At 71.7% G+C, this 14,094-nt stretch carries 11 protein-coding genes; 6 read left to right on the top strand and 5 right to left on the bottom strand.

Annotated elements, in window-relative coordinates:
* Nucleotides 1-277: 277 nt before the first annotated feature.
* Nucleotides 278-3,418 carry an isoleucine--tRNA ligase gene (gene ileS / locus ACGFW5_RS14950; protein ID WP_393834622.1) on the bottom strand — a complete coding sequence of 1,047 codons (3,141 nt, stop codon included), beginning with the start codon at nucleotides 3,416-3,418 and terminating at the stop codon, nucleotides 278-280.
* Between the two features lie 575 nt (nucleotides 3,419-3,993).
* Between ileS and ACGFW5_RS14945 the strand changes: the two genes are divergently transcribed.
* The 5 genes from ACGFW5_RS14945 (at nucleotide 3,994) to ACGFW5_RS14925 (ending at nucleotide 8,898) form a co-directional block, all read left to right on the top strand.
* Entirely contained in the window at nucleotides 3,994-4,860 is an 867-nt protein-coding gene (locus tag ACGFW5_RS14945; RefSeq protein ID WP_393834621.1) for a TraR/DksA family transcriptional regulator, read from the top strand.
* An 84-nt stretch (nucleotides 4,861-4,944) separates the two neighbouring features.
* Nucleotides 4,945-5,511 carry a signal peptidase II gene (gene lspA, locus ACGFW5_RS14940; protein WP_393834620.1) on the top strand — a complete coding sequence of 189 codons (567 nt, stop codon included), beginning with the start codon at nucleotides 4,945-4,947 and terminating at the stop codon, nucleotides 5,509-5,511.
* Between the two features lie 97 nt (nucleotides 5,512-5,608).
* Entirely contained in the window at nucleotides 5,609-6,550 is a 942-nt protein-coding gene (locus ACGFW5_RS14935; protein WP_393834619.1) for an RluA family pseudouridine synthase, read from the top strand.
* Nucleotides 6,547-7,008 (top strand): GNAT family N-acetyltransferase, encoded by a 462-nt coding sequence (locus ACGFW5_RS14930; RefSeq protein ID WP_393834618.1) that lies wholly within the window; start codon nucleotides 6,547-6,549, stop codon nucleotides 7,006-7,008. The genes ACGFW5_RS14935 and ACGFW5_RS14930 overlap by 4 nt, the downstream gene beginning before the upstream one ends.
* 303 nt (nucleotides 7,009-7,311) lie before the next feature.
* Nucleotides 7,312-8,898, top strand: a complete 1,587-nt coding sequence (locus tag ACGFW5_RS14925) for a Na+/H+ antiporter (RefSeq protein WP_393834617.1) — start codon at nucleotides 7,312-7,314, stop codon at nucleotides 8,896-8,898.
* A gap of 216 nt (nucleotides 8,899-9,114) precedes the next feature.
* On the opposite strand, the gene ACGFW5_RS14920 is transcribed toward ACGFW5_RS14925, so the two are convergent.
* Nucleotides 9,115-10,230 (bottom strand): mechanosensitive ion channel family protein, encoded by a 1,116-nt coding sequence (locus ACGFW5_RS14920; protein ID WP_393834616.1) that lies wholly within the window; start codon nucleotides 10,228-10,230, stop codon nucleotides 9,115-9,117.
* 30 nt (nucleotides 10,231-10,260) lie between these two features.
* Here ACGFW5_RS14920 and ACGFW5_RS14915 point away from each other — a divergent pair, with 30 nt between their 5' ends.
* Entirely contained in the window at nucleotides 10,261-10,845 is a 585-nt protein-coding gene (locus ACGFW5_RS14915) for a dienelactone hydrolase family protein (protein WP_393834615.1), read from the top strand.
* 78 nt (nucleotides 10,846-10,923) lie between these two features.
* On the opposite strand, the gene ACGFW5_RS14910 is transcribed toward ACGFW5_RS14915, so the two are convergent.
* The 3 genes from ACGFW5_RS14910 to ACGFW5_RS14900 all read right to left on the bottom strand — a co-directional run bounded on the left by ACGFW5_RS14910 (nucleotide 10,924) and on the right by ACGFW5_RS14900 (nucleotide 13,888).
* Nucleotides 10,924-11,736, bottom strand: a complete 813-nt coding sequence (locus ACGFW5_RS14910) for a DsbA family protein (RefSeq protein WP_393834614.1) — start codon at nucleotides 11,734-11,736, stop codon at nucleotides 10,924-10,926.
* Between the two features lie 49 nt (nucleotides 11,737-11,785).
* The gene (locus ACGFW5_RS14905) at nucleotides 11,786-12,460 is read right to left on the bottom strand and encodes a hypothetical protein (RefSeq protein ID WP_393834613.1); all 675 of its coding nucleotides are present in this window, start codon (nucleotides 12,458-12,460) and stop codon (nucleotides 11,786-11,788) included.
* Nucleotides 12,461-12,550: 90 nt separating this feature from the next.
* A complete protein-coding gene (locus ACGFW5_RS14900) occupies nucleotides 12,551-13,888 on the bottom strand; it encodes a DUF2252 domain-containing protein (protein ID WP_393834612.1) in 1,338 nt (445 codons plus the stop codon).
* Nucleotides 13,889-14,094 lie beyond the last annotated feature (206 nt).

The following is a 14,094-nucleotide window of genomic DNA, read 5'->3' as shown; positions in this document are numbered from 1 at the left end:
GGTCGCTCCTCGCGCTGTTCCTCGCGTCCCTTGGGTGGCTGGTTTTTGGGTGCGGGGCGTATGTGGCCGGTCGCGCTGTTCCTCGCGCCCCTGCTAGGGCGTCCCGAGGCGTTGGGGGCGGCTGCCGGTGGTGCATCCCTAGCCCGTCCGGCGATTGAGGACGAGCGCCCTTCAGGCGCGAACGGGGTCTGGGGCGGAGCCCCAGGGGGTTCGGGGCCGCTCAGCCGAAAGCGGCCCACCCCCCGCCTGGGAAGGGTGGGCCGCTCGCGAAAGGCCGCTACATCTTGCGGAGGCGGAACGTCAGGGACAGGGGCTCATCCGTGAAGGCGGAGCCGTACGACGCGTCGGCCTCCCCGGACGCGTAGTCCGTCGCCAGCACCTCGTCCGCGATCAGCGCCGCGTGCGCCGCCAGGGCCGAGGAGACCTCGGGGTCGGCGGACTGCCAGCGCACCGCGATCCGGTCCGCCACATCGAGCCCGCTGTTCTTGCGCGCCTCCTGGATCAGCCGGATCGCGTCACGGGCCAGGCCCGCGAGCCGCAGCTCCGGCGTGATCTCCAGGTCGAGGGCGACCGTCGCACCGGAGTCGGACGCCACCGACCAGCCCTCGCGCGGGGTCTCCGTGATGATGACCTCGTCGGGGGCCAGCGACACGGACTCGCCGTCGACCTCGACCGTCGCCGTGCCCGTGTCGCGCAGCGAGGCCGAAAGGGCCGCCGCGTCCGCCGCCGCCACGGCCTTCGCCACGTCCTGCACACCCTTGCCGAACCGCTTGCCGAGCGCCCGGAAGTTCGCCTTCGCCGTGGTGTCGACCAGGGAGCCGCCCACCTCGGACAGCGAGGCGAGCGACGACACGTTCAGCTCCTCCGTGATCTGCGCGTGCAGTTCGGGGGAGAGGGCCTCGAAGCCCGCCACCGCGACCAGGGCCCGCGACAGCGGCTGGCGCGTCTTCACGCCGGACTCGGCGCGCGTCGCGCGGCCCAGCTCGACCAGACGGCGTACCAGCGTCATCTGCCGCGAAAGCGTCGGGTCGATCGCCGAGGTGTCGGCCTTCGGCCAGGAGGCCAGGTGGATGGACTCCGGGGCGTCCGGGGTCACCGGCACGACCATGTCCTGCCAGACGCGCTCGGTGATGAACGGCGTCAGCGGGGCCATCAGGCGGGTGACCGTCTCGACCACGTCGTGCAGGGTGCGCAGCGCCGCCTTGTCGCCCTGCCAGAAGCGGCGGCGCGAGCGGCGTACGTACCAGTTGGAGAGGTCGTCGACGAAGGAGGACAGGAGCTTGCCGGCCCGCTGCGTGTCATAGGCCTCAAGGGCCGAAGTGACGCCTTCCACCAGGGAGTTGAGCTCGCTCAGGAGCCAGCGGTCCAGGATCGTGCGATCGGCGGGCGCCGGGTCGGCGGCGCTCGGCGCCCAGTTGGAGGTACGGGCGTACAGGGCCTGGAAGGCCACCGTGTTCCAGTACGTCAGGAGGGTCTTGCGCACCACCTCCTGGATGGTGCCGTGACCGACCCGGCGCGCGGCCCACGGGGAGCCGCCGGCCGCCATGAACCACCGCACCGCGTCCGCGCCGTGCTGGTCCATCAGCGGGATCGGGTCCAGGGTGTTGCCCAGGTGCTTGGACATCTTGCGGCCGTCCTCGGCGAGGATGTGGCCCAGGCACACCACGTTGTCGTACGACGACTTGTCGAAGACCAGGGTGCCGACCGCCATCAGCGTGTAGAACCAGCCGCGGGTCTGGTCGATGGCCTCGGAGATGAACTGCGCCGGGTAGCGGCTCTCGAACAGCTCCTTGTTCTGGTGCGGGTAGCCGTACTGCGCGAACGGCATCGAACCCGAGTCGTACCAGGCGTCGATGACCTCGGGCACGCGCACCGCTTCGAGCGAGCAGCCCTCGGCGGTGCAGGTGAACGTCACGTCGTCGATGTAGGGGCGGTGCGGGTCGAGCGAGGACTGGTCGGTGCCGGTCAGCTCGGTCAGCTCCGCGCGCGAGCCGACGCACGTGAGGTGGTTCTCCTCGCAGCGCCAGATGGGCAGCGGGGTGCCCCAGTAGCGGTTGCGGGAGAGCGCCCAGTCGATGTTGTTCTTCAGCCAGTCGCCGAAGCGGCCTTCCTTGACCGAGTCGGGGAACCAGTTGGTCTTCTCGTTCTCGCGCAGCATCGCGTCCTTGACGGCGGTGGTGCGGATGTACCAGGAGGGCTGCGCGTAGTAGAGCAGCGCGGTGTGGCAGCGCCAGCAGTGCGGGTAGCTGTGCTCGTACGGCACGTGACGGAAGAGGAGACCGCGCTCCTTCAGGTCCTCGGTGAGCTTTTCGTCGGCCTTCTTGAAGAAGACGCCGCCGACCAGCGGCACCTCCTCCTCGAAGGTCCCGTCGGGGCGCACCGGGTTCACGACCGGCAGGCCGTACGCCTTGCAGACCGCGAGGTCGTCGGCGCCGAAGGCGGGGGACTGGTGGACCAGACCCGTACCGTCCTCGGTCGTGACGTACTCGGCGTTCACCACGTAGTGGGCGGGCTCGGGGAAGTCCACGAGCTCGAAGGGGCGCTGGTAGGTCCAGCGCTCCATCTCGGCGCCGGTGAACGACTGGCCGGTGACCTCCCAGCCCTCACCCAGGGCCTTCTCCAGGAGCGGCTGAGCGACGACCAGCTTCTCCTCGCCGTTCGTCGCCACGACGTAGGTGACCTCGGGGTGGGCCGCGACCGCCGTGTTGGACACCAGGGTCCACGGGGTCGTCGTCCACACCAGGAGGGCCGCCTCGCCGGCGAGCGGGCCGCCGGTGAGCGGGAAGCGGACGAAGACCGACGGGTCGACGACCGTCTCGTAGCCCTGCGCCAGCTCGTGGTCCGACAGGCCGGTGCCGCAGCGCGGGCACCAGGGGGCGACGCGGTGGTCCTGGACGAGGAGGCCCTTGGTGAAGATCTCCTTCAGGGACCACCACACGGACTCGACGTACTGCGGGTCCATCGTGCGGTAGGCGTCGTCCAGGTCGACCCAGTACCCCATGCGGGTCGTGAGGTCGGCGAAGGCGTCGGTGTGGCGGGTCACGGACTCGCGGCACTTGGCGTTGAACTCGGCGATGCCGTACGCCTCGATGTCCTTCTTGCCGGTGAAGCCGAGCTCCTTCTCGACCGCCAGCTCGACGGGCAGGCCGTGACAGTCCCAGCCGGCCTTGCGGGCCACGTGGTAGCCCTGCATCGTGCGGAAGCGCGGGAAGACGTCCTTGAAGACGCGGGCCTCGATGTGGTGGGCGCCCGGCATGCCGTTGGCGGTGGGCGGGCCCTCGTAGAAGACCCACTCGGGGCGGCCTTCGGACTGTTCGAGGCTCTTGGCGAAGACCTTGGACTGCTCCCAGAAGTCGAGCACGGCGTGCTCCAGGGCGGGCAGGTCTACCTGGGCGGGCACCTGGCGGTACTGCGACATCCGTTCATCCTCCGGCGGATCGTCGTGCGGCTCCGTCGAAGGGACGAGAGCGGACCCACGTGGGGCGCTCCCGCGGTACCACCCTCCTTGGCGGTGTGCAGGAACACCGCCCCCTCATTGGGTCGCGAAGCCGGTTCTACTGGACTCCCCGCGGCAGGTCGGGTGCGCGGAGTCGTTCTTCCGGCGGCTCGGGGGTGATCTTCACCGCGCGCTCGCCTCCGGGCTCACACCGTCCCCGGATCGCTCTTGGCTGCGTACGCCGCTACTCGTCCCGTCCACGCCTCTCGCTGCGGCCAGTGTACGGGGCCAGGAGCAGGGCGGCCCACACGGTTTCTGCGGGCCGCGCGCGGGGTGGCGCGTGACCCGAATGGCCATACGGCCCCCGGCGGAGTCCGGCTCCGCCCGTCCGGCGGATTACCGGGCCGGGAGCTGGGCACAACGGATGCAGGTTCGCCGTGCCGCCGGTCCGGGGCGGGGCGAATCGGCGGCGTGCCCCGTTGCCGCGGGCCTGGAGTCGATTTATCGTCCCAGCACGATTCGCGAGCAAGATCACAATATGTGAAGGGGCCGCGGCCATGGTGGCGAAAAAGACCGCCGTAGAGACCACAACGGCGTCCGATGAAACCAGTGCCACACGTGCTGCCGCAGGCGCCGTCACGGGCTCGGCGGCCGAGGACTCGAACGGGAAGAGGAAGAGCGCCGCCGCCGAGGAGGCGTCGTCCGCGAAGAAGGTGTCGGCCGCCAAGAAGGCGTCCGCCAAGAAGGCCGCGCCGAAGAAGACGGTGGCCAAGAAGACCGCTGCCAAAAAGGCAACCGGGACGGCGCGGGCCGCGTCCGACAAGGCGACCGACAAGACGGCGCCGGCGAAGTCGGGCGGGGCGGGCGCCAGGAAGGCCGCGACCGCGGCCGAGGGGGCGGCTGCGGCCGCGGAAGAGACGGGAGCCAACAAGGTGGTTGCGAAGAAGACTGCGGGAGGGGCGACGGCGGCGAGGACCGCCGCGGCGTCGGCGGTGCCGACGGCCCGTGCCGTCGCCACGGCCGCCCCGGGGGAGCTTCCGGTCCGGCCGGGCGAGGACCCGTGGACGCCGGAGGAGGTCACCGAGGCGCGCGACGGGCTGGCCGGCGAGGTGGTCAGGCTGCGCAACGAGATCGAGGCGTCGGAGGCGGCGCTGGCCGGTCTGATGCGCGACTCGGGCGACGGGGCGGGTGACGACGACGCCGACACGGGCACGAAGAACATCACCAGAGAACACGAGATGTCGCTGGCCGCCAACGCCCGCGAGACCCTGGAGCAGACCGAGCACGCCCTGGAACGGCTCGACGCCGGGACGTACGGGTACTGCGAGATCTGCGGGAATCCGATCGGCAAGGCCCGCATGCAGGCGTTCCCGCGCGCCACCCTGTGCGTGGAGGACAAGCAGAAGCAGGAACGGCGGGGCTGATCCCGCACAAGTGTGGGGCCGATCCCGCACAAGTGTGCCGTACCCTCGTGCTCAGTCAGGCACCTAGTCGGTTGAGGGACACACGTGGCAGAGGCGGAGCGCATCATCGGTACGCCGGATGCGGAAGGGGCCGACGAGCAGCCGGCCCCTTCCGAGCAGCCGAAGGGCAAACGGAAGATCGCCGTGCTGTTCGCGGTGGCGGCGTTCGCCTACCTGCTCGACCTCGGCAGCAAGCTGCTCGTGGTGGCCAGACTGGAGCACCACGAGCCGGTCCGGATCATCGGCGATCTGCTCCAGCTGAACGCGATCCGCAATGCGGGCGCCGCCTTCGGGATCGGCGAGGCCTTCACGGTGATCTTCACGATCATCGCGGCGACCGTGATCGTGGTGATCGCCCGGCTCGCGCGCAAGCTGTACAGCCTGCCCTGGGCGATCGCGCTCGGCCTGCTCCTGGGCGGCGCCCTCGGCAACCTCACCGACCGGATCTTCCGCTCGCCCGGCATCTTCAAGGGCGAGGTCGTCGACTTCATCGCCCCCGAGGGCTTCGCGGTCTTCAACCTCGCCGACTCGGCCATCGTCTGCGGCGGCATCCTCATCGTGATCCTCTCCTTCCGCGGCCTCGACCCGGACGGCACCGTCCACAAGGACTGAGCCACCGGCCCGCCGCGGCCCGCGCGCCGCGTGCCCCCGGGGTCCGGTCGCCGGACGTGCGGCGGGTGATGTCGGTGCGGCAAGGCATACTCGACGGGTGAGTACGATTCCCGAGATCCGCACCCTGCCCGTTCCCGACGGCCTCGAAGGCGAGCGCGTCGACGCCGCCATCTCCCGCATGTTCGGGTTTTCCCGTACCAAGGCGGCCGAGCTCGCCGCGGCCGGGAAGGTGCAGGTCGACGGCGCCGTGGTCGGCAAGTCCGAGCGGGTGCACGGCGGGGCCTGGTTGGAGGTCGAGATGCCGCAGGCCGCGGCCCCCGTGCAGATCGTCGCCGAGCCCGTCGAGGGCATGGAGATCGTCCACGACGACGACGACATCGTCGTGATCATGAAGCCGGTGGGTGTCGCCGCCCACCCGAGCCCCGGCTGGACCGGCACCACCGTCATCGGCGGTCTCGCCGCCGCGGGCTACCGCATCTCCACCTCGGGTGCCGCCGAGCGCCAGGGCATCGTGCACCGCCTCGACGTCGGCACCTCGGGCCTGATGGTCGTCGCCAAGTCCGAGCGGGCCTACACCTCGCTCAAGGCGCAGTTCCGCGAGCGCGTCGTCGACAAGCGCTACCACGCGCTCGTCCAGGGCCACCCGGACCCGATGAGCGGCACCATCGACGCCCCGATCGGGCGCCACCCCACCCATGACTACAAGTGGGCCGTGACCGCCGAAGGCAAGGCATCCGTCACGCACTACGACCTGATCGAGGCCTTCCGCGCCGCCTCGCTGCTCGACATCAAGCTGGAGACGGGCCGCACCCACCAGATCCGGGTGCACATGTCGGCCCACCGCCACCCCTGCGTCGGCGACCTCACCTACGGCGCCGACCCGACGATCGCCAAGCGCCTGAAGCTGACCCGCCAGTGGCTGCACGCGGTGCGGCTCGGCTTCGAGCACCCCTCGGACGGCCAGTGGGTCGAATTCGAGAGCGGCTACCCGGCCGATCTCCAGTACGCCCTCGACGCGATCCGGGCCGAGAGCGAGTGACGGCTTTCACCGTCCGCGTCGTCGACGACGCGGCCGGCCTGGAGGCCTGCTTCGCCGTGCGCAAGGCGGTCTTCGTCGTCGAGCAGCGCGTCCCCGAGGCCGTGGAGTACGACGCGTACGACGCGAGCGCGCTGCACGTCCTGGCCGTGGGCGAGGACGGACCGCTCGGCACCGGGCGGCTCCTGCACGGACCCGATGCATCGGCCAGGACCGGCTCCGACGGAGTCGGCTCGCTCGGCCGGCTCGCGGTCACCGCGGCGGCCCGGGGCCTGGGCGTCGGCGCCGCCCTGGTGCGCGCCATCGAGGCCGCGGCGGCCGAGCGCGGCCTGAGCGCCGTCGACCTGCACGCGCAGACCCGGGCGCTCGGCTTCTACGAACGGCTCGGGTACGAGGCGTACGGGCCGGAGTTCTGGGACGCCGGCATCACCCACCGGGCGATGCGCCGAACCCTTCCCTAGGGGATGTCTCCGGCGGACCAGGGCCAGGGCCGGGGCCAGGACCAGGGCCGGGGCCAGAGCCGGGGCCAGGGCCAGGGCGGCGCCGGGGGCGCGGCGTCCGGGGCGCGGCGTCCGGGGCGGCACCTCGGGGCGTTGCCGAAACGCCCCGACAGCTCCGCTGAAACCCGACACCCCCCAGCCGGCGCCCCGGGGCAGACGGCCGGGCCCTTTGCTCCCCGATGGGCGGTTCGGCCGGGTTGCGTGGCACGCTTGAGGTCTTGATCGTCAAGGCCGTCCAGGCCCGCACCGCCCGGAGGGCATCCCGTGGACCAGCTCGCCCTGCTGCTCGTGCTCCTTCTCGGCGCGGTGGTGACGGTTCCCTTGGGCGAGCGCCTGGGCCTGCCGGCGCCGGTGCTCATGACGATCGGCGGGATCGTCATGGCGCTCCTGCCGTTCGTGCCGAACATCACCATCGCGCCGGAGTTCATCCTTCCGCTGGTGCTGCCGCCGCTGCTCTACGCGTCGGTGCAGCGCACCTCCTGGCGGCAGTTCACCGCCAACGTCCGGCCGATCTTCCTGCTCGCCGTGGCACTCGTCTTCGTGACCACGGCCGCGGTCGCCGCCGTCGCCAACTCCATCGTGCCGGGCCTGCCGATCGCCGCGGCGGTCGCGCTCGGCGCCCTCGTCGCCCCGCCCGACCCGGTCGCCGCGACGGCGGTGGCCGGCTCGCTCGGGCTGCCACGCCGGCTGGTGTCGATCCTGGAGGGCGAGGGCCTGTTCAACGACGTCACCGCGATCGTGCTCTACCACGTGGCGATCACGGCGGCCGTGAGCGGCAGCTTCTCCTGGGCGTCGGCGGCGGGCGCCCTCGTGCTCTCCGCCGTGGTCGCCGTCGTCGTGGGCGTCGCGCTCGGCTGGGCCGCCAACAAGCTGATGGGCCTGCTGGGCGACCCCACGCTCCAGATCGGCCTCACCCTCCTGGTCCCGTTCGTCGGCTACGTCCTGGCCGAGGAGTTCCGCGGCTCGGGGGTCCTGGCCGTCCTGACCGTGGCGCTGTTCCTCGCCGAGCACACGATGGACGCCGACGACGTGCAGGGCAGGCTGGCCGGGGCCACGTTCTGGGAGATCGTCGACACCCTGGTGACCGGCGTCGCCTTCGGGCTCATCGGGCTCGAACTCCACAACGTGTTCGGCACCGCCACCGGCCATGAACTGCACATGTTCGGCTGGGCGGCGGCCGTGGTGGGCGTCGTCGTGGGCGTACGGCTGCTGTGGCTGCTCCCGGCGACCTGGCTCGCCAAGCGGCTGCACACCAAGCGCGACTACGACGAGGAGATCCCCACGTCCTGGCGCGAGACCATCGTCATGTGGTGGGCCGGGATGCGGGGCGTGGCCTCGGTCGCCCTCGCGCTCGCCATCCCGCTGAAGACCGACGACGGCGCTCCCTTCCCCGGCCGCGACGAGATCATCTTCATCGCCTTCGCGGTGATCATGACCACCCTGGTCTTCCAGGGGCTCACCCTGCCCTGGCTGGTCAGGAAGCTGGGCGTGCGGGCCGACACCGACGCCGAGCGCGTCCTGGAGCGGGACCTGGCGATCCGGGCCGCGAAGGCCGCGAAGCGGCGCCTGAAGGAGATCCAGGACGTCGAGGAGCTGCCCGAGGAGGTCATGGAGCAGCTGCACCGCCGGGCGTACGACGTCGGCGCGCGGATCAGCCCCGACATGGTCGACGAGGAGCGGCGCGCCTCCTACGCGAAGCGGGTGGAACGCATCCGGGCCGTGCAGCGCATCCAGCGCGAGATGATGTCCGCCGCGCGCCACGAGGTGCTGTCCGCGCGCAGCGAGCCGGGCGCCGACCCGGAAATCGTGGACCGGGTGCTGCGACAGCTGGACGTACGCAGCCTGCGGTGAGCGGGGGCGCGGCGTACCGAGGCGCGCCGTACCGAGGGGGCGCGGCGTACGCAGGCACGGCGTACCGAGGCGCGGCGTACGGAGGGGGCGCGGCGCACCCAGGCACGGTCGCACCGAGGGGGCGGCGCACCGAGGGGGCGGCGCACCGAGGGGGCGAGGTTTGCACCAAGGGGGTACGGCGCACCGAGGGGCCGTGCCCTTGAACTGCCCGTGGGGTCAGCGCCGTTGTCCGCCGTCGGCCGGTGGGCGCCCGGCGGCGTCGCCCCGGGCCCCGTGCTCCTCCAACGCGGCGGGGCCCGGCCGCTCGACCTCGGCCGTGATGCGCGGCAGGGCGTACGGATGCTCCGCGTGCAGCCACGCGATCATCTGCTCGCGGACCGTGACGCGCACCGTCCAGATGTCGTCGGCGTCCTTGGCGGTCACCACGGCCCGCACCTCGATCGTGGACGGCGTGGTGTCGGTGACGGCGAGCGAGAAGCTCCGGCCGTCCCAGGCCGGGCACTCCTTGAGGATCAGGGTGAGCCGTTCGCGCATCAGGGGCAGCGGCGCGGAGTGGTCCAGGTGGAAGAAGACCGTGCCGGTCATCTGGACGCCGCCGCGCGACCAGTTCTGGAACGGCTTGCTGGTGAAGTACGACACCGGCATGGTCAGGCGCCGCTCGTCCCAGGTGCGGACCGCGAGATAGGTGAGCGTGATCTCCTCGACGACCCCCCACTCCCCGTCGACCACCACCGTGTCGCCGAGCCGCACCATGTCGCCGAAGGCGATCTGGAGGCCGGCGAAGAGGTTGCCGAGGGTGGACTGGGCGGCCACACCGGCCACGATGCCCACGATGCCCGCCGAGGCCAGCAGGGAGGCGCCCGCCGCCCGCATCGCCGGGAAGGTGAGCAGCATCGCCGCGATCGCCACCACGGCGACGATCGCGCTGACCACCCGCTGGATGAGCGTGACCTGGGTGCGGACCCGGCGGACCCGGGCGGGATCGCGCGTCGAGGCGGCGTAACGGGTGTACGAGGACTCCACGACGGCGGTCGCGATCCGCACCACGAGCCAGGAACTCGCGCCGATCAGGACCAGCGTCAGGAACTGTCCGAGGCCCGCGTCGTGCTCCTGGACCGGCCGCCACTTGATCTCGTCGTAGGAGCCGCGCAGGATCGCGGTGAGCATGACGAGGTTCAGCGGTACGCGGCACCGGCGCAGCAGGCCCCACAGGGGGGTCTCGCGGTCCCGGGTGTCGGCCCGGCGCAGCAGTCGGTCGGCCAGCCACCCCACGCCGAGCGCGAGCACGACCGAGCCGCCGATGACGATCAACGGACGCAGTACGTTCTCCATGCCCCCGACCGTAACTGGCACGATGGCCTCATGAACATCATGCTTTTCCATTCGGTCCACGGTCTGCGTCCCGCCGTGCGGGAGGCGGCCGGGCGGCTGCGGGCCGCCGGCCACGAGGTGCACGTCCCCGATCTGTACGAGGGCCGCACCGTGGAGACCGTCGAGGAGGGCAGCGAGCTCAAGGACGAGATCGGCAAGGACGAGCTCCTGAAACGAGCCGTGCTGGCCGCCGCCCCGTACTCGGAGCGGGGGCTCGTCTACGCCGGGTTCTCGCTCGGCGGGTCCATCGCGCAGACCCTGGCGCTCGGCGACAAGAAGGCCCGGGGCCTGCTCCTGTTCCACGGCACCTCCGACATGGCGGAGCACACGAGCGTGGACGAGCTGCCCGTCCAGCTGCACGTCGCCGACCCGGACCCGTTCGAGTCGGCGGACTGGCTCAACTCCTGGTACCTGCAGATGCGACGGGCCGGCGCGGACGTGGAGATCTACCGCTACCCGGGCGCAGGCCACCTCTACACCGACCCCCAACTGCCGGACTACGACGAGGCGTCGGCCGAGCTGACCTGGCGCACCGCGCTGGGCTTCCTGGCCGGCCTCGACGCCGAGGCGCGCTGACGCCGAACGGGCAGCGCGGACCCGGAAGTCCGCACTGCCCGTTCGTGCCGGGCCGCCACAGGACGGCCGTCGGCGGGGTCAGCCCTTGAGGGCCGCGTCGATGGCCGAGGTGTACGCCGCCGCGTCCATCGGGGCGTTGTCCGACGCGCCGTCGGTGATCTTCTTGCCGTCCATCTTCAGGGTCGGCGTGCCGGTGACGCCGCTCTTGTTGAACTTGTCCGACATGGTCAGCGCCCACTTGTCGTAGGTGCCGTCCTTCACGGCCTTGGCGAAGGCCGCGTTGCCCTTCAGCGCCGGAACGGTGTCCGCGACCTCGATCAGGTAGTTGCGGTCCTTGAACGTGTCCTCGGTCTCCTCGGGGTGGTACTTGGCCGAGTAGAGCGCCGACTTGTAGTCCAAGAACGCCTCAGGGCCGACGTTCAGGGCCGCGCCGAGCGCGCTCAGCGCGGTCTTGGAGCCGACGCCGGGGCTGCCGTTGTCGATGAACGTGGCGCCGATGAACTGGACCTTGTACTTGCCGGCGTCGACGTCCTTCCTGATCGTCGGGCCGACGGTCTGCTCGAACTGCGAGCAGATCGGGCAGCGCGGGTCCTCGTACATTTCGAGGGTCTTCTTCGCGTCCGCCTTGCCGATGACGACGGTCGTGCCGTCGGTGCCCGCGGTGTTGGCGGGCTTGACCAGCGACCTGTCCTTGGCGGCCTCCCACGCGGTGGGCTTCATGGCCTCCTTGATCAGGTAGCCGGCGCCGCCCACGACGGCGAGGACGGCGACGATGGACACGCCCACGATGATCTGGCGGCGGGTCTTGGCCTTCTTGGCCTCGCGCTCGCGCTCCGCGCGCAGCCGCTCGCGGGCGGCAGCCTTGTTGGCCTGGCTGTTGCGGGAACTCATGATTGTTCTCTCTCCGGATGACAAAGGGGGAAGGCAGGGGCTGCTGTGCTCAGGCGGGGCCGAGCGACCAGCAGGGCGGTCCCCTCCGTGCCACGGAGTGCACCAGGAGGCGGGTGCGCGAGCGGCCCGGCCGCGTGTGCGCCGGGCGCGCCGGCCCGCGGGTTTCGCCGGTGGCGCCGCGCACCACGGCGACCGCGACGAGCAGCGGCCGGAAGGTGCGGGCGGCGACCGCGCGCAGCAGCCGGGCGAGCGCCGCCTCGCCGCGCCGCAGCCACAGCGCGGCGAGCAGCCCGACGGTCAGGTGGGCGGCCAGCAGCAGCCAGGGCGCGGCCGGGCCCGGGTGGGTGAGCGCGGTGGCCGCGTTGCCCGGCGCGGGCACGGCCCCCAGCGTGGCGCCGCCGCACAGCACATCGACGCCGACCGCGCGCAGGGCGCCCGCGACGGGGCCGCCGGCCGGTCCGTAACAGACGTGCTGTCCGGTGGTGAAGACGGTGTCGGCGGCCAGTTCGAGCGGGACGAGCGCCCCCGCGATCGCCCAGAAGCCGCGCTCGCGGCCGGCCAGCGCGTAGGCGATGACGAACACCGCGCCGGCCGCGCCCGCCACCAGCGTGAGCGGCAGCGCGACCCGCGAGAGCAGCACGTGGGACGCGGTGGAGAGCGTCACGACGAGCGCCGTGAAAAGCGCCGCGCGTGCCGCTCTGAGCTGCGTCCCTGATATGTCCATCGCGGTGAGTGTGCCATGCCCCGCCGTATGCCGTACCTAAGAGTTCGGTGAGACCGGCGGGCCCGGCGGGTCTTGGCCGTCGGGGGTGTCCTACAGACCCGGGATCCGGCTGTTGCGGAACAGGTCGACGAAGGTCTGGTGATCCGCCCTCGCCCGCGCCCCGTAGGAGTGCGCGAAGTCGACGAGCAGGTCCCCGAAGCCCTCCTCGTCGGCGGCGATCGCCGCGTCGATGGCGCGCTCCGTGGAGAACGGCACCAGCTCGGAGTGGCCGCTCTCGTCGTCCGCCGCCGCGTGCATCGTGGCGGTGGCCCGGCCGAGGTCCGCCACGACCGCCGCTATCTCGTCCGGGTCGTCGATGTCCGACCAGTCCAGATCCACCGCGTACGGCGAGACCTCGGCGACCAGCTGCCCCGCGCCGTCCAGCTCGGTCCAGCCCAGCCACGGGTCGGCGGCGGCCTGGAGCGCGCGCTGGGAGATCACCGTGCGGTGGCCCTCGTGCTCGAAGTAGCCGCGCACCGCGGGGTCCGTGATGTGCCGGGACACCGCCGGGGTCTGGGCCTGCTTGATGTAGATCACCACATCGTTCTCCAGGGCGTCGCTGTGCCCTTCGAGCAGGATGTTGTACGAGGGCAGACCCGCCGAGCCGATCCCGATCCCGCGCCGCCCCACGACGTCCTTGACGCGGTAGGAGTCCGGCCGCACCAGGCTCTCGTCGGGCAGCGTCTCCAGGTAGCCGTCGAAGGCCGCGAGGACCTTGTAGCGGGTCGCCGCGTCCAGCTCGATCGAGCCGTCGCCCTCGGTGAACCGGCGCTCGTACTCCCGGATCTCGGTCATCGAGTCGAGCAGCGCGAACCGGGTCCGTGCGCGGGCGTCGCGCAGCGCGCCGAGCAGTGGGCCCTTGGCCGTGTCCAGGGTGAACGGCGGCAGTTCGGCGGTGCCGGGGTTCTGCGCGCCGGTGGCCAGTGCGTGGATGCGCTCGCGGTAGGCGGCGGCGTAGGTGCGCACCAGGGTGGTGATCTGCTCGTCGCTGAGCGCCTTGGTGTAGCCGATCAGCGCCAGCGAGGCGGCCAGCCGCTTCAGGTCCCAGGTGAAGGGGCCCACGTACGCCTCGTCGAAGTCGTTGACGTTGAAGATCAGCCGGCCGTTGGCGTCCATGTAGGTGCCGAAGTTCTCGGCGTGCAGGTCGCCGTGGATCCAGACCCGGCCGGTGCGCTCGTCCAGGTAAGGACCGCCGTGCCGCTCCTTTTCCAGGTCGGAGTAGAACAGGCAGGCCGTGCCCCGGTAGAAGGCGAACGCGGAGGCCGCCATCTTGCGGAACTTGACCCGGAAGGCGGCCGGATCGGCGGCCAGGAGCTGACCGAACGCGGTCTCGAAAACGGCGAGTATTTCCTCGCCGCGCGTCTGCGCGCTCGTCTGCGGGACCGACATCGGTGGGTGCCTCCTGGTGCGTACTGCGTGCGTCACGGCCGGAACGGGATGTGCCCCTTCCAACGCGCGACCGTACCCCGGAGTGCCCGCCCCCCGCCCCGGGCCCCCGGTCCCTCATCGAGGCGCTTCGCGGCCGGGATCCCCCTCGGGTGTCGGTGCGGCGACGTAGACTCCAAGGCTGTCCCCCCGCTCCGCGAACCCCCCTT

Source organism: Streptomyces sp. NPDC048416 (genome assembly GCF_043200435.1).
Taxonomy (GTDB): domain Bacteria; phylum Actinomycetota; class Actinomycetes; order Streptomycetales; family Streptomycetaceae; genus Streptomyces.
The sequence above is the reverse complement of the archived record's forward strand: the minus strand, read 5'-3'. Positions and strand labels throughout refer to the sequence as shown.

What these genes read in the sequence shown, in the direction of transcription:
- ACGFW5_RS14910 (WP_393834614.1), bottom strand. Translation starts at nt 11,736, where the DNA reads ATGAGTTCCCGCAACAGCCAGGCCAACAAGGCTGCCGCCCGCGAGCGG.
- ACGFW5_RS14915 (WP_393834615.1), top strand. Translation starts at nt 10,261, where the DNA reads ATGAACATCATGCTTTTCCATTCGGTCCACGGTCTGCGTCCCGCCGTG.
- ileS (WP_393834622.1), bottom strand. Translation starts at nt 3,418, where the DNA reads ATGTCGCAGTACCGCCAGGTGCCCGCCCAGGTAGACCTGCCCGCCCTG.
- ACGFW5_RS14900 (WP_393834612.1), bottom strand. Translation starts at nt 13,888, where the DNA reads ATGTCGGTCCCGCAGACGAGCGCGCAGACGCGCGGCGAGGAAATACTC.
- ACGFW5_RS14945 (WP_393834621.1), top strand. Translation starts at nt 3,994, where the DNA reads ATGGTGGCGAAAAAGACCGCCGTAGAGACCACAACGGCGTCCGATGAA.
- ACGFW5_RS14905 (WP_393834613.1), bottom strand. Translation starts at nt 12,460, where the DNA reads ATGGACATATCAGGGACGCAGCTCAGAGCGGCACGCGCGGCGCTTTTC.
- ACGFW5_RS14920 (WP_393834616.1), bottom strand. Translation starts at nt 10,230, where the DNA reads ATGGAGAACGTACTGCGTCCGTTGATCGTCATCGGCGGCTCGGTCGTG.